Origin of the sequence: Pseudooceanicola sp. HF7 (assembly GCF_011806405.1) — a bacterium.
Taxonomy (GTDB): domain Bacteria; phylum Pseudomonadota; class Alphaproteobacteria; order Rhodobacterales; family Rhodobacteraceae; genus Pseudooceanicola.
This window is the reverse complement of the sequence record NZ_JAATOW010000008.1, coordinates 29,294-43,256: the sequence shown is the minus strand read 5'-3', so window position 1 is coordinate 43,256 and position 13,963 is coordinate 29,294. Positions and strand designations below refer to the sequence as shown.

14 protein-coding genes are annotated in these 13,963 nt (G+C 64.5%); 8 read left to right on the top strand and 6 right to left on the bottom strand.

Features of this window, described 5'->3' with window-relative positions; genetic code table 11:
- Positions 1-31 precede the first annotated feature (31 nt).
- A complete protein-coding gene (locus HCZ97_RS06465; RefSeq protein ID WP_167687868.1) occupies positions 32-1,432 on the top strand; it encodes a formimidoylglutamate deiminase in 1,401 nt (466 codons plus the stop codon).
- Positions 1,429-2,130: a UTRA domain-containing protein gene (locus tag HCZ97_RS06460; RefSeq protein WP_167687867.1), complete on the top strand. Its 702-nt coding sequence runs from the start codon at positions 1,429-1,431 to the stop codon at positions 2,128-2,130. The genes HCZ97_RS06465 and HCZ97_RS06460 overlap by 4 nt, the downstream gene beginning before the upstream one ends.
- 33 nt (positions 2,131-2,163) lie before the next feature.
- Here the strand turns inward: HCZ97_RS06460 and HCZ97_RS06455 are convergent, their stop codons facing one another.
- From HCZ97_RS06455 to HCZ97_RS06440, 4 genes are all read right to left on the bottom strand, one after another.
- The gene (locus HCZ97_RS06455; protein ID WP_167687866.1) at positions 2,164-2,907 is read right to left on the bottom strand and encodes an SDR family oxidoreductase; all 744 of its coding nucleotides are present in this window, start codon (positions 2,905-2,907) and stop codon (positions 2,164-2,166) included.
- Between the two features lie 223 nt (positions 2,908-3,130).
- Positions 3,131-4,288, bottom strand: coding sequence for a cyclopropane-fatty-acyl-phospholipid synthase family protein (locus HCZ97_RS06450; protein WP_167687865.1), 1,158 nt, complete (start codon positions 4,286-4,288; stop codon positions 3,131-3,133).
- Complete coding sequence (locus HCZ97_RS06445; RefSeq protein ID WP_167687864.1) at positions 4,288-5,046, bottom strand: DUF1365 domain-containing protein; 759 nt, start codon at positions 5,044-5,046, stop codon at positions 4,288-4,290. The genes HCZ97_RS06450 and HCZ97_RS06445 overlap by 1 nt, the downstream gene beginning before the upstream one ends.
- The gene (locus tag HCZ97_RS06440) at positions 5,046-6,332 is read right to left on the bottom strand and encodes an NAD(P)/FAD-dependent oxidoreductase (protein ID WP_167687863.1); all 1,287 of its coding nucleotides are present in this window, start codon (positions 6,330-6,332) and stop codon (positions 5,046-5,048) included. Before HCZ97_RS06440 ends, HCZ97_RS06445 begins: the two co-directional genes overlap by 1 nt.
- A 258-nt stretch (positions 6,333-6,590) precedes the next feature.
- Here HCZ97_RS06440 and HCZ97_RS06435 point away from each other — a divergent pair, with 258 nt between their 5' ends.
- The 6 genes from HCZ97_RS06435 (at position 6,591) to arsB (ending at position 11,951) form a co-directional block, all read left to right on the top strand.
- A complete protein-coding gene (locus HCZ97_RS06435) occupies positions 6,591-7,109 on the top strand; it encodes a sigma-70 family RNA polymerase sigma factor (RefSeq protein ID WP_217701732.1) in 519 nt (172 codons plus the stop codon).
- Entirely contained in the window at positions 7,106-7,741 is a 636-nt protein-coding gene (locus HCZ97_RS06430; RefSeq protein WP_167687861.1) for a ChrR family anti-sigma-E factor, read from the top strand. The genes HCZ97_RS06435 and HCZ97_RS06430 overlap by 4 nt, the downstream gene beginning before the upstream one ends.
- A 100-nt stretch (positions 7,742-7,841) precedes the next feature.
- Entirely contained in the window at positions 7,842-8,687 is an 846-nt protein-coding gene (locus HCZ97_RS06425; protein ID WP_167687860.1) for a helix-turn-helix domain-containing protein, read from the top strand.
- Positions 8,684-9,682, top strand: a complete 999-nt coding sequence (locus HCZ97_RS06420) for an ArsJ-associated glyceraldehyde-3-phosphate dehydrogenase (protein WP_167687859.1) — start codon at positions 8,684-8,686, stop codon at positions 9,680-9,682. The genes HCZ97_RS06425 and HCZ97_RS06420 overlap by 4 nt, the downstream gene beginning before the upstream one ends.
- Positions 9,679-10,947, top strand: coding sequence for an organoarsenical effux MFS transporter ArsJ (gene arsJ, locus HCZ97_RS06415; RefSeq protein WP_368484330.1), 1,269 nt, complete (start codon positions 9,679-9,681; stop codon positions 10,945-10,947). Before HCZ97_RS06420 ends, arsJ begins: the two co-directional genes overlap by 4 nt.
- Positions 10,944-11,951, top strand: a complete 1,008-nt coding sequence (gene arsB / locus HCZ97_RS06410) for an ACR3 family arsenite efflux transporter (protein ID WP_167687857.1) — start codon at positions 10,944-10,946, stop codon at positions 11,949-11,951. The genes arsJ and arsB overlap by 4 nt, the downstream gene beginning before the upstream one ends.
- A 101-nt stretch (positions 11,952-12,052) precedes the next feature.
- Here arsB and rlmN read toward each other — a convergent pair whose 3' ends face one another.
- On the bottom strand, positions 12,053-13,252 hold the full coding sequence (gene rlmN, locus HCZ97_RS06405; protein WP_254871388.1) for a 23S rRNA (adenine(2503)-C(2))-methyltransferase RlmN: 1,200 nt from the start codon (positions 13,250-13,252) through the stop codon (positions 12,053-12,055).
- 125 nt (positions 13,253-13,377) lie between these two features.
- The gene (locus HCZ97_RS06400) at positions 13,378-13,902 is read right to left on the bottom strand and encodes an invasion associated locus B family protein (protein WP_167687856.1); all 525 of its coding nucleotides are present in this window, start codon (positions 13,900-13,902) and stop codon (positions 13,378-13,380) included.
- Positions 13,903-13,963: the final 61 nt, after the last annotated feature.

Below are 13,963 nucleotides of genomic sequence, written 5' to 3'. Positions count from 1 at the left end.
GACATATTTACCTGTCAACGAGGTTCGCGCCATGACTTCCGGATCCGCCCGAAACAGCGCCGAAGCTGGTCAAATCCTGTTCGCCGAACAGGCATTGCTGCCCACGGGCTGGGCGCAGGATGTCTTGATCCGCGTCGATGCCGCCGGACGGATTACCGAGGTCACCCCGAACGCCAAGGCCGAAGGGACCCGCCGCCCCATCCTGCTGCCTGCCCCGACGAACCTGCATTCCCATGCCTTCCAGCGCGCCATGGCCGGGATGAGCGAACGCCGCGGGCCCGAGAAACGCGATACCTTCTGGACCTGGCGGCAAATCATGTTCCGCTTCCTGGATGTTCTGACACCGGAAGACGTGCAAGCCATCGCCGCCCTGGTCCAGGTCGAAATGGCAGAGGCCGGCTATGCCTGCGTGGGAGAGTTCCACTACCTGCACCACCAGCCGGGCGGCACGCCCTATGATGCGCTTGGCGAAATGTCCGAACGGATCGTCGCGGCTGCGCAGGAGACCGGGCTTGGGCTGACCCTCCTGCCGGTGCTCTACAGCCAGGGCGGCTGCGATGGCAGGCCCCTGGGCGCCGGGCAGATCCGCTTCGGCAATGACCCGGACCGTTTCTTGCGGCTGCACGAGGCCGCAGGGCAGGCGCTTTCAGGGCTGCCAGAGGATGCGCGGCTGGGCGTCGCGCCGCATTCCCTGCGCGCGGTCACACCTGAGGGGCTTCGGGCTGCCGTATCCCTTGCCGGGCAGAGCCCGATCCACATGCACCTGGCCGAACAGGTGGCAGAGGTGACAGAGGTCGAAGCGGCCTACGGCCAACGCCCGGTGGATTATCTTCTGGCGCAGCATGAGGTCGGCCCGCGGTGGTGCCTGATCCATTGCACCCAGATGACGGACCGGGAAACTAGGGCTCTGGCCGCAACTGGCGCTGTTGCAGGCCTGTGCCCGATCACGGAATCGAGCCTTGGGGACGGGATCTTCAACGGGGTTACGTACCTTGAGGCCGCCGGGCGGATCGGCCTTGGCTCTGACTCCAACATCCGCATCTCGCTGTCCGAAGAGCTGCGCACGCTGGAATACAGCCAGCGCCTGCGGGATCTCTGCCGCGCCAGCGTCGCCACGCAGGATCGCTCGACCGGGCGTGTCCTTTTCGATGCCAGTGTCGCGGGCGGCGCGCAGGCCGCCCGGCGCAGCTCCGGCAGTATCGAAGTGGGTCAATGGGCCGATGTGCTTGCCCTGGACGGCACAGCCCTGGACCTGGAAGGGCGCGACGGCGACGCGCTTCTGGATAGCTGGATCTTTGCCGGCAGCGATGCCATGGTCACCGACCTCTGGTCCGCAGGCCGCCACATCGTGCGGGATGGCCGCCACATCAAGGGGGACGCGGTGCGCGAAGGCTACCGCCAGACCATGCGAAAGCTGAGGCAGAAACTGTGACATCGCGGGAAACGACCAGCTGGCTGCAAATCCGGGACGAATTGCTGCGCCGGGTGCGTGAACGCGTCTGGGAGCCGGGCGCGCTGATCCCCGGAGAAGTCGAGCTGGCTGAGGAATTCGGCTGCGCCCGCACCACCGTCAACCGGGCGCTCCGGGAACTGGCAGAGGCTGGGCTGATCACGCGGCGCCGTCGCGCTGGCACGCGGGTCTCGATCAACCCGCCGCACAAGGCCACGCTGACGATTCCGATCATTCGGGAGGACGTCGAAGCTCGTGGCGCCAGCTATCGCCACGCGATCCTGCATCGGGATACCCGCCTGCTGCCCGCGCATCTGGGCGGAGCCTTCCACCTGCCGGAGGGCACGCAGGTCCTTTACACCGTCACCATGCATTACGAGAACGACCGCCCCTACATCCACGAAGAGCGCTACACCCATTTCGCGGCCGTGCCGGGACTGGAAGAACAGGATTTCGCGCAGATCAGCGCCAATGAATGGCTAGTGCAGAACGCGCCCTTCACCGGCGGGGACATGGCCTTTTTCGCGATCACCGCGACGGAAGACCTGGCACGCTGCTTCGATGTCGCGCCGGGGGCTGCACTGTTTACGGTCGAACGCTCAACCTGGAATGATCAGGCACCGATCACACTGGCGCGGATGACCCATGCGCCGGGATACCGGATGCGCATGAGCCTCTAGGGTGGCAGTGCTCTTGCTGAGCCACCAGGTGGCTCAGCCGCCCACAAGCCGCACGTATAGCCGGAATGGCAGGCACCGCCCCAGGACGGTGAAGACCCAAGAGAACGGCGCCGGGAAGTTCACCTGCCGGGACTCCGGATTCCGGATCAAGCACATCACGTGGTAGACGGCCTTGTCGACATCCATCAGCTGCGGCATGTCGAAAGTGTTCTTTTCCGTCAGGCGCGTCTTGATGAAACCAGGATTGGCAACCTGCACATCCACCCCCGTCCCCTTCAGATCAATAAAGAGGTCTTCCGCAAGGTGGCGCAGCGCCGCCTTGCTGGCCCCGTAGCCGATCGCGCCGGGAAGCCCCTTGAAACCTGCCAGGGAACCGATCAGCACGATATGTCCGAAACCGCGTTCGACCCAGCCCGGTACCGTCCGCCCAAGAACCCGCATGGCCCCCATGAAGTTCGCCTCGACGATCTCTTCGGCTTTCTCGGGGTCCCATTCGGACGCGGTCATCGGCTCGTACATGCCGGCGCAATAGATCAGCCCGTCGGCCTTGCGGCCCGTTTCCAGTGCGGCGGAAACAGAGGCAAGATCACAGACATCCATCGGCAGGACTTCGGCGCCGCCAAGATCACGTGCCAGTTCTTCTAGCCTGTCGCTGCTGCGCGCTGACAGGATCAGACGAGCGCCCAGGCGCGACATCTCACGGGCGACTGAGCGGCCAAGACCTTCACTGGCTCCGATGATCCAGTAGGTCTTGCCTTCGAGGTTTCTGGGCGACATGCGGGGCTCCTTCAGACGAAAAATCCGAAAATCAAAATACGGCCCCAGCCTTGAGACCCTTGCTTAAAAAAATACAAAAGAAAGTCTAGGAAGTTTCGTCATAGTTGAGATTTTCTCAATACGACACTGGACGAACTCGCCTAATGGGCGAGTTTTCGCCTGAGGATTTCAATATGTTGCGCGTCGTTCTGCGTAAGCGGGCTTACGCAAGGACCGAACTGCGTCAAGCGCGGACAAGTTCAACCTGAACCACATCCGTCTGGCCAACGGAAAAGGACGCCGCGCAGATGCCCAGGTAGTACTGCCAACTCCGCAGAAAGGCGGAATCATGGCCTAGCCGAGCGATGCGCGTCTTCTCTGCATCCATACGGTCCAGCCAGGTCCGGCAGGTCCGCGCATAATCCTGGCCAAAGGCAAAGTTGCCCGCAACCTTGAGGCCGGATGCGCGCGCAGCCTTGGAAATTTCACTGTCACACAGCAGCTGCCCCCCGGGGAACGCATGCTGGCGGATGAAATCGGAACCGCTGCGATAGGTCGGGAAGTAGCTGTCCGGCACGGTGATGGCCTGAACCACCGCCCGGCCACCCTCTGTCAGACGGTCGCGCAGGGTCTGGAAATAGGTGGGCCAATAGCGCTCACCCACGGCCTCGATCATCTCGATGGAGACGATGCTGTCGAACCGGCCGTCCGCGTCACGGTAGTCCTGCAATCGGATCTCTGCCCGGCCATCCAGCCGCGCATCGGCATAGGCCTTCTGCGAAGGAGAAATCGTGAGCGCGGTCACGTCACGCCCCTGCCCGGCCGCGCGTTCGGCAAACCCGCCCCAGCCGCACCCGATCTCAAGCAGGCGCTCGCCTTTGCCGACGCGGTCCAGGATCCGGTCGTACTTGCGCATCTGGGCGCGCCCAAGATCATCGTCATCCGGCGCGAACAGGGCCGAGGAATAGGTCATCGACGGGTCCAGCCAGAGCTGGAAGAACTCGTTCCCGGTATCGTAATGCGCGCGGATGTTGCGCCCGGCCCCCTTGCGGGAATTGGCGCGCAGCAGCCGGTCCACCAGCCGGAACTTGAGGCTTTGCCAGTAGCCCGCATAGGCGAACTTTTCGAACTGGCGCAGGTTCAGCAAGGCCAGCTTCGTCAGCTCCTCGATGGAGTTCGTATCCCAGAGGCCGGCAACATATGCCTCTCCGAAGCCGACATCGCCACGGGCCAAGGCGGCGGTGATTGCCTGCCAATCGTTGATTTTCAGCTCCACCTCGGTCCCGGAGCTGCCAAAGTCATGCACCACCCCTTCCGGTGTGATCAGGCGCAGGCGGCCGGTCTCTATCGCTTCGCAGCTGGCAATGAAGTCTTTCTGGACGCGGTCGGAAAGGTAGGACATCAGGACAGTTCCTTGGATGGCGGAGCAGGTCTGCGGCGATAGATAGCGCCCTTGGATCGCAGAACGATGGCCTGCCAGTAAATAAGGATCAAGGTGCGAAGCGCTCCCAGCGGGCGGCGCACCAAGGCCGCGTGGAAAAGTCCCGCACTGGTCATGGGTGCACGCGGCCCCGTAAGCGTGGCATGCAGCCCTTCGTTGCCGTCCTTGTGGTCGATCAGGATCGCGACATGCTTCTGCGTGATCGAGAAGCGGAACCGATAGGTGCCAGAGACCTCCCGGAAGGGAGAAACATGCATCAGTTTCTCCGATTCCAGCGTCTGGCTTGGCGCGATCGGCGTGAAACCGGGATGGGCACAAAGGTAGCAATGGCGGTCACCGAAGGTATTGTTCACCTCGGCAATGACCGCGATCAGGTCGTCTTCCTCATAGGCAAGCCAGAAGGACACCGGGTTGAAGACCGCGCCCAGGAAGCCGGGCTGGGTCAGCAGGAGGACCTGGGTGATCCGTGCCGCAGGCAGTCCCTTGGCAGCAAGGACCTCACGGAACCAGGCAGATCCGCGCCCTGCCCCGCGCGTACCGCCGTGATTGCGGTCATGGACGGTCGCAAGGTTCGCGCCCTTGCGCGAGAAAAGCAAAGGGGTCTCAGAGCTTTCGGGATCGATCAGGACATAATCCACGCTGTAGCGAAACTTGTGGCCGATCTTGCCCTGACGGGCATGAACTGTCTGCCCACGGATATGTTCTGGCCGGGCAAGCATCAGGCCACGCCCGCCAGCTGCGGGTCCAGCTGCCGCGCCACGCGCACCGCGCTGGCAAAGCCGTCCTCGTGGAAACCATGGCGCAGCCAGGCACCGGCGTACCAGGTCGCGTTCTGCCCCTGAAGCGCGGCGATCTGGCCTTGCGCCTTCAGCGCGGGTCCGTCGAAGACAGGGTGGCGGAACGTCTTGGTGTCATAGGTCTTGGCAGGGTCGATGGCTCCGTCGCGCGGGTTCAGAGACACGAAAAGCGGATCGCCTTCGTCAATGTTCTGCAGCCGGTTCATCCAGTAGGTCACGCCGATGCCGCCGCCCGTCTCGTCCGCGCGGTAGACCCAGGACGACCAGGCAGCCCGGCGCCTGGGCATCTGCCGCGTGTCCCGGTGCAAGACCGCCAGGTTGTCCTGGTAGCCGACCGCGGAAAGCGCCGCGCGCTCGGCCTCTGTCGGCTGGGCAAGCAGGCGAAGGGCCTGGTCGGAATGGCAGGCCAGGATCACCTGGTCGAAGCTCTCCGGCTCGGCGTCGCGGAAGGTCAGGCGCGGCAGCGGGCCGTCGCGATGCAGCCCGGTGATCTCTGCCCCGGTGCGGATGTCCGCGCCCAAGGTGCGCAACCGGGCTTCCAGCCGCCGCAGGTATTCGACGGAACCGCCCTTGACCGTCCACCACTGGTGCTGGCCAGAGGCCGAAAGAAGCGCGTGGTTGCGGAAGAACTGCACGAGAGACCGCGCCGGAAAGCTGGAGATCCCCTCAGGCGGTGTCGACCAGATCGCGCCGCAGATCGGGCGCAGGTAGTAATCGCGGAACCAGCGGCCCAGGCGCAGCTCTTTCATCAGCTCGCCGATAGTTACGTCGTCAGAGCTGGCAGCGGCTTCTGCCCGCGCGTTAAAGCGCAGGATATCCCGCACCATCCCCGCGAAACCGGGGCGCAGCAGGTTGCGCCGCTGCGCGATCAGCGCCGACAGATCCCGCAGACCGTATTCCACCCGGCCGTCATCGATGGTCGCCCCGAAGCTCATGTCGCTGCGCGTGACCGGCACATCGAGTTCCCGGAACATCGACGTGAGATGCGGATAGTTTGCGTAGTTGAAGACGATAAACCCCGTATCCACGGGCTGATCACCCCGCAGACCCGCCGTGACTGTGCGTGCGTGCCCGCCCAGCCGCGGCGCGGCCTCAAGCAGGGTGACGCGGTGGTGCGGCGCCAGCAGGTAGGCAGCCGCCAACCCGGAGATGCCACCGCCGACGATGGCGATCCGCTGCGGTCGGAAGGATAGGGCATCGAAGGACATGGGCTCTCCTGTCGGGGTTACATGTGATAGATACGGCGGGAACGCGCAAATGGTTCACATGCATCGGAAACTCTTTTTGATCCGCCGCGGAGCTGGCGGCGTAATCCGGCTATGTTGAACACAGACACGATGCCTGCGACAGTGATGGAACGGCCTGCTCCGCCTCTGCCGGGGTGGCAGCGAAAGGCCCGTGAATTGACAGCCAGCCCCAAAGTGGGCGGGAGGCTCAGGATAGAACGATCTGAACAGACCGAGTGGATGCTGGCCGTGCGGGACAAGCGCGATCGCGCGGCCTTTGCCCGGCTCTTCGGCTTCTTCGCGCCCCGCATCAAGGGAATGTTGATGCGCTCGGGCATGTCCGCCGCGGCGGCAGAGGATGTTGTGCAGGACGTGATGCTGTCCGTCTGGCACAAGGCCGGCCAGTTCGACCCGGCCCGCGCGCCGGTCTCCGCCTGGGTCTACAGGATCGCACGAAACCGGCAGGTGGACCTGGCCCGCAAGGCCAACCGCCCGCTGCCCGAAGAGATAGAGACAGAGACGCCGCCGGAAGAAGATCCGGGCCAGATCCTTGGCGTGGCGCAGGAGGGGGCAGAGCTGCGCGCGGCCCTCGCCCGTCTCAAACCGGAACAAAGAGATGTCATCGCCCGCGCCTACCTGGGGGATCTGACACACGGAGAGATCCAGGCCGAAACCGGCCTGCCCATGGGCACGATCAAGTCGCGCATTCGCCTTGGTCTGGAACGTCTCCGTCACGAATTGAAGGACCTGAGGTCATGAGCATGACCCATCATATTCCCGACTCAATGCTGGCAGGCTATGCCGCCGGTCGCCTGCCCCATGCTTTCGAGATCGTCGTGGCTGCGCATATCTCCATGTGTGATGAATGCCGCGCGGCGATGGAGGCCCACCAGGTACTGGGCGGCGCCCTTCTGGAAGACAGCGCCGGCGCGGAAGAGATCAGTGCCGATGCGCTTGAAAACGTCCTGGCACGCCTGGATGAAGCCCCGCAGCCTGAGCCCGAAAACCGCCGTGTGGATATTTATCCCGGCCCCGTGGCGGCCGCCATGGGCGGCAAGGCGCCCCGCTGGCGGGCGGCGGGCGGCGGCGTGCGCCAGATGATCCTGCACGAGGATGGACGCAGCTCTGCCCGGCTGCTCTACATTCCAGGCGGCATGGCCGTGCCCGATCACGGCCACAACGGCACGGAGTTGACGATGGTCCTGCAAGGGGCCTTCCATGATGAAACCGGGCAGTTCGGTCCCGGCGACGTGGAAGTGGCCGACGAAAGCCTGGAACATACACCCATCGCGGATCACGGCGCCGCCTGCATCTGCCTGGCCGCCACCGATGCCCGCCTGCGGTTCAAGTCACTGCTGCCCCGGTTGGCGCAACCCTTCCTGCGGATCTGACGCTTGGGGCGGTTGGCAGGCCCCACCCGGGCCCTGCCAACCTTGACTGCCACAAAACTTTCACTTGCCGGGTCTGCGGGCGCCCTCTACTTCATGAAATATGGAAATAGAGACTCATACCCAGCTTGCCGTGCTAGGTCACCCGCAGCGCCTGATGGTCTGGCGCATGTTGATGCGCCGCTACCCGGACGAAATGCCCGCCGGTGAAATCGCCGAGGCCACGGGGCTCAAGGCCTCTACCCTGTCGGTATATCTGTCGGCCCTGCGCAAGGTGGGACTGGTGGAGCAACACCGCATGGGGACCTCCCTGCGGTACAGGGCGAATGTCACATCCGCCAGCACGATGCTGACCTACCTCTTTGCCGATTGCTGCCGCAGCCGGCCGGAGCTCTGTTTCAGACCGGACCTGGCCCAGGCGGCCTCCTCGCCCGTGGTCCGCAAGCCCCCCTATAACGTGCTGTTCATCTGCACGGCCAATTCCGCGCGCTCCATCTTTGCCGAGGCGCTGCTGACCCAGCTAAGCGGTGGGATCTTCAACGTGTACTCCGCCGGAACCGCCCCGGCCACGGCCCCGAACCCCACCGCCCTTGAGATGCTGCGCGCGAAGGGGCACGACACCTCTGGCCTGCGCTCGAAATCGGTAGAGGAATTCTCGGGCCCCGATGCCCCGGTGATGGATTTCGTCTTTACCGTCTGCGACAGCGCCGCGAACGAGGAATGCCCGGCCTGGCCCGGCCAGCCGGTCAGCGCCCATTGGGGTCAGCCCGATCCGTCCAAGGCCACCGGCAGCGACGCGGAAAGAATGCTTGCGTTCCAGCAGGCCTACGGGGCCCTGAAGAACCGCATCACCGCCTTCGCCGCCCTGCCCTTCGACCAGCTTGACCGCGCTTCGCTGCAGGCGCGCGTCGATGAAATCGCCCTCTCACACGGTACCGAAAACGCATGACCACCTACGCTCTCAACGGCCTTGGCAGGATCGGAAAGCTGGCCCTGCGGCCTCTGCTTGCCTCTGGTGCCGATATCGCCTGGATCAATGATGCCGCAGGCAGCGCCGCGGATCACGCACACTTGCTGGAGTTCGACACGGTCCACGGCCGCTGGCCCGCCAGCTTTGGCCATGACGACGATGCCGTGCTGATCGATGGCACCCGCCTGCCCTTCATAGGCACCGGGGATCTGTCCAGCCTGCCACTGGAGGGCGTGGACGTGGTCATCGACTGCACCGGGAAATTCAAGTCAGAGGCCGCCCTGGCCCCCTATTTCAAGGCCGGCGTTAAGAAGGTCGTCGTTTCCGCCCCGGTCAAGGACGGGCCCACTGCCAATATCGTCATGGGCGTGAACCACGACAGCTACGACCCTGCGGCGCACCAGATCGTCACGGCGGCAAGCTGTACCACCAACTGCCTGGCCCCCGTCGTGAAGGTCATCCACGAGGGGCTGGGGATCCGCCATGGCTCAATGACCACGATCCATGACGTGACCAATACGCAGACCATCGTGGACCGGCCGCACAAGGATCTGCGGCGGGCGCGATCGGCACTGAATTCGCTGATCCCGACGACCACGGGATCGGCCACCGCGATCACGCTGATCTATCCGGAGCTCACGGGCCGGCTGAACGGCCATGCCGTGCGGGTCCCGCTGCTGAATGCCTCGCTCACCGATTGCGTCTTCGAAGTGGAGCGCGAGACGACAGCCGAAGAGGTGAACGCGCTCTTTGAAGCCGCCGCCAATGGTCCGCTCAAGGGCATCCTGGGGTATGAAACCCGCCCGCTGGTCTCCACCGATTACACCAACGATGACCGAAGCTCGATCGTGGATGCGCCTTCGACCATGGTGGTGAACGGCACCCAGGTGAAGATCTACGCCTGGTACGATAACGAATGGGGCTATGCGCACCGGCTGGTGGACGTGGCCCGGATGGTGGGGAACAGCCTGTGACCTCTGCCGCACGGCCCGAGGGCCTGACGGCCTATATCTCTGTCACTGCGGCCTACTGGGCCTTCATGCTGACCGACGGGGCGCTGCGGATGCTGGTGCTGCTGCATTTCCACGGCCTCGGCTTCAGCCCTGTGCAGCTGGCGTACCTGTTCCTGCTCTACGAGGTCGCGGGGATCCTCACCAATCTCTCCGCCGGCTGGATCGCCGCGCGCTTCGGGCTGACGAAGACGCTCTATGCCGGGCTGGGCATCCAGGTGTTGGCCCTGCTGGCACTGGCCTGCCTGTCAACGGAGTGGAGCGTCACCACCTCCGTCATCTTCGTCATGGCGGTGCAGGGCGCTTCGGGCGTGGCGAAGGACCTGGCCAAGATGTCGTCGAAATCGGCGGTCAAGCTGCTGGCGCCGACGGGACAGGGCGGCCTGTTCAGATGGGTGGCGGCGCTCACCGGGTCGAAGAACGCGGTCAAGGGGCTGGGCTTCCTGCTGGGCGCCGCCCTTCTGGGGATCCTGGGCTTCGTGCCATCGGTGCTGAGCATGGCCGTCGTGCTGGCCGCGATCCTGGCCGGCGTGGCCCTGACGATGCCGCCGGGCCTGCCGACAGGACGCAAGGATGCGAAGTTCTCAGAGGTTTTCTCCAAGGACCCGAACGTCAACTGGCTGAGCTTCGCGCGCGTCTTCCTATTCGGCGCGCGGGATGTCTGGTTCGTGGTCGGCATCCCGATCTACTTCTACGCCGTGCTGTCGGACGGAACCGAGGCCGGCAACCGTGCGGCCTTCTTTGCCATCGGCAGCTTCATGGCGGTCTGGACGATCCTTTATGGCGCAGTCCAGGCCGCCGCCCCCAAGCTGCTGAAGGCCGCAACCCGCCCCCAGGCCCGGATCGTCGCCGCCGCCAAGGCCTGGACCGGCGCCTTGATCGCCCTGCCCGCGGCGCTGGCCCTCCTGGTCCTGCTCAGCGACGGCCCCTCCCCCTGGCTTACCACGGCCCTGGTGCTGGGATTGCTGGCGTTTGGCGCCATCTTCGCGGTCAATTCCTCTCTTCATTCCTACCTGATCCTCGCCTTCACCAGCGGGGAGCGGGTAACCATGGACGTGGGCTTTTACTACATGGCCAATGCGGCCGGGCGGCTTCTGGGCACGCTGCTATCGGGGCTCAGCTATCAGGTGGGCGGGCTGCCCGCCTGCCTTGGTACCGCCGCGCTGCTGCTGGTGATAAGCCGCTTCGGCGCGGGGAAACTAGACCGAAAGGATCCGGTCCTCGCATGAGCATTTTCGAACGTTACCTCACGGTCTGGGTCGGGCTTGCCATCCTGGCGGGCCTGGCGCTTGGCACCCTGCTGCCCGGCCTTTTCCAGCTGATCGCGGCGGCAGAGATCGCGCGGGTCAACATCGTGGTGGCGGTGCTGATCTGGGCAATGGTCTACCCGATGATGGTCGGCGTTGATCCGCAGTCCATGGGCGGCGTGATGAAGCAGCCCAAGGGGCTGGTGATCACGCTGGTGGTGAACTGGCTGATCAAGCCCTTCACCATGGCGCTGATGGCCGTGCTCTTCTTCGAATACGTCTTTGCCCCCTGGATTGCACCGGAGGATGCGGCGCAATACACCGCCGGGCTGATCCTGCTGGGGGCAGCCCCCTGCACCGCGATGGTCTTCGTCTGGTCCCACCTCACCAAAGGGGACGAGGCCTATACCCTGGTGCAGGTCACGGTGAACGACTTGGTGCTGGTGGTGGCCTTCGCGCCTATCGTGGCCTTCCTGCTGGGGGTCACGGATATCGCCGTGCCCTGGGAGACGCTGCTGCTCTCGGTGCTGCTATTCGTGGCCCTTCCGCTTGTCGCGGGCCTTGTCACACGCCGGCAACTTGGCTCCGAAGCGGCGATCGAACGCTTCCAGCAGAAGGTCAAACCCTTCTCCGTCTTCGGGCTGGTGGTGACTGTGGGGATCCTCTTTGGCCTGCAAGGAGGCGTGATCCTGGCGAACCCGGCGGTCATCGTGATGATCGCGGTGCCGATCCTTCTGCAAAGCTACGGGATCTTTGCCCTGGCCTATGGCGCTGCCTGGGCCTGGGGCGTGCCGCACCGGATCGCCGCCCCCTGCGCGATGATCGGCACGTCGAACTTCTTCGAACTGGCCGTGGCCGTCGCGATCAGCCTGTTCGGCCTGCAATCGGGCGCGGCTCTTGCCACCGTGGTGGGCGTGCTGGTGGAAGTGCCTGTGATGCTGTCGCTCGTGGCTTTCGCCAACCGCACAAGGACGCGCTTCGGCTGACGCCCTCCGGGAGCGCCAGCGACAAGCGGCGCAGCACGGGGGGCCTGCCCCCAGGAACGCGCCGCTCTCTCAGGCTGTCATGACACCAAAAGGGCCGCTGATCAGAGCCCGGATTCCGCGGCGATCTGCGCGCGGGATTTCCGGGCGCGCTCCGTGGCGGACTTGAGCTGACCGCAGGCGGCCATGATATCTTCACCACGGGGGGTCCGGATGGGCGAGGCATAGCCCGCCTTGTAGACGATATCCGCGAAGGCCTCGATCCGGGACCAGTCGGACCGCTGGTAGGGCGCGCCGGGCCATTCGTTGAAGGGGATCAGGTTGATCTTCGCCGGAATGCCGGAAATCAGCTTCACCAGGCGGCGGGCATCGGCATCGGAATCGTTCACGTCCTTCAGCATCACGTATTCAAAGGTGATCCGTTCGGAGTTGGACAGGCGCGGGTATTCCTTGAGCGCCGCAAGCAGCGTCTCGATGTTCCAGCGCTTGTTGATCGGCACCAGCTTGTCGCGCACCTCGTCCGTGGTGGCATGGAAGGAAACCGCAAGCAGGCAGCCGATTTCCTCGGCCGTCTTGGCGATCTCCGGCACGACGCCAGAGGTGGACAGCGTGATGCGGCGGCGGGACAGGGCGATGCCCTCTCCGTCCATGGCGATCTTCATCGCGTCGCGCACGTTGTCGAAGTTGTAGAGCGGCTCGCCCATGCCCATCAGCACGATGTTGCTCAGCAGACGGGGGCCGTTCTCTCCGGTGCCCGTGCCGGGCTCGGGCCATTCGTCCAGATCGTCGCGCGCCAGCATGATCTGGCCGACGATTTCACCGGCGGTCAGGTTGCGCACCAGTTTCTGGGTGCCGGTGTGGCAGAAGGAACAGGTCAGCGTGCAGCCCACCTGCGAAGAGATGCAGAGCGTGCCACGATCGGTTTCGGGGATATAGACCACCTCGACCTCGTGACCGCCAGCGATCCGCACCAGATATTTCCGCGTGCCATCGGCAGAGACGTTCTTGGACACGATCTCTGGCAGGTCGATCACGAAGTTCTCTGCCAGCTTGGCGCGGAAGTCCTTGGCAAGGTTGGTCATCTTGTCAAAGTCGCGCACGCCCCAGTGATAGATCCACTGCCACAGCTGGTTGACCCGCATCTTGGCCTGCTTCTCAGGCGTGCCGATTTCCAGCAGCGCCTCGCGCAGGGCGGGGCGTGTCAGACCGACAAGGTTCACCGGTCCCGCCGGAACCTTCCGGGGGATCGTCATGACATCCTGCGTGATCGGGGCATTGGCGCCCGCGCCGTCGGCCTGGCTCATATCTGGCTCCTGCTGGAAAACCGTTCAGGGAAAGACTGGGCCTATAGCGGATTCTTTTCCACATGAAAAGGAGGGCGCGTGCCAAAGGCCCGCCCCCTTCCATTCCCTGCGCCCTGCGTGGGGGCTTACTTGCAGCGGCCGGCGCTGTCCTCGACCGCGGCGGTGAACCCCATGAGGGAGAACGTATCCTTGGTCACAGTACCCCGGCCGGAGCGGCCGGTGAGCGTGGCTTCCGATCCGCCCTTGAGCGCGGCAAGGATCTTGCCGTCATCGCCGGTGTTTGCCGGCCAGGCCCATTCGCCCTGCGTGTAAAGTTCGAAAGAGCTGCCATCCACGTTCAGGCTGACGGTGGACCCGTCCGCAAAGGGATAGCCGCCGGTAAAGGCGATCTGGCCGCTCAGGTCCGCGCCGGGCCGGAAGAAGGCCATCAGGCGGATTTCGCTGCGCCGCACCGAAACGACCTGGCCGTTGCGCGTATTGACCGTTTCCTTCGGCTGGGACACCGCCCAGCACTCCTTCGGATCGCTTTCCTCGAAAACGCTCCAGTCGGTCATGACCGCAACCTGATTTTCACTGACGCTCTGCGCCATGGCCTGACCGCCGGTGGCTGCCAGAATGGCGAGCGCTACCCCAAAGATCCGAGATGTCATCTGTCCAGCCTCCAAGCTGTACTTGCCTCATTTGTGCCCCTGCGAATTGGCTTCGTCTGCG

Coding starts and splice junctions, on each gene's coding strand:
- HCZ97_RS06465 (WP_167687868.1), top strand. CDS start 32: ATGACTTCCGGATCCGCCCGAAACAGCGCCGAAGCTGGTCAAATCCTG.
- HCZ97_RS06455 (WP_167687866.1), bottom strand. CDS start 2,907: ATGTCGCCCAGAAACCTCGAAGGCAAGACCTACTGGATCATCGGAGCC.
- HCZ97_RS06450 (WP_167687865.1), bottom strand. CDS start 4,288: ATGTCCTACCTTTCCGACCGCGTCCAGAAAGACTTCATTGCCAGCTGC.
- HCZ97_RS06445 (WP_167687864.1), bottom strand. CDS start 5,046: ATGCTTGCCCGGCCAGAACATATCCGTGGGCAGACAGTTCATGCCCGT.
- HCZ97_RS06440 (WP_167687863.1), bottom strand. CDS start 6,332: ATGTCCTTCGATGCCCTATCCTTCCGACCGCAGCGGATCGCCATCGTC.
- HCZ97_RS06435 (WP_217701732.1), top strand. CDS start 6,591: ATGCTGGCCGTGCGGGACAAGCGCGATCGCGCGGCCTTTGCCCGGCTC.
- HCZ97_RS06430 (WP_167687861.1), top strand. CDS start 7,106: ATGAGCATGACCCATCATATTCCCGACTCAATGCTGGCAGGCTATGCC.
- HCZ97_RS06425 (WP_167687860.1), top strand. CDS start 7,842: ATGGAAATAGAGACTCATACCCAGCTTGCCGTGCTAGGTCACCCGCAG.
- HCZ97_RS06420 (WP_167687859.1), top strand. CDS start 8,684: ATGACCACCTACGCTCTCAACGGCCTTGGCAGGATCGGAAAGCTGGCC.
- arsB (WP_167687857.1), top strand. CDS start 10,944: ATGAGCATTTTCGAACGTTACCTCACGGTCTGGGTCGGGCTTGCCATC.
- rlmN (WP_254871388.1), bottom strand. CDS start 13,252: ATGAGCCAGGCCGACGGCGCGGGCGCCAATGCCCCGATCACGCAGGAT.
- HCZ97_RS06400 (WP_167687856.1), bottom strand. CDS start 13,902: ATGACATCTCGGATCTTTGGGGTAGCGCTCGCCATTCTGGCAGCCACC.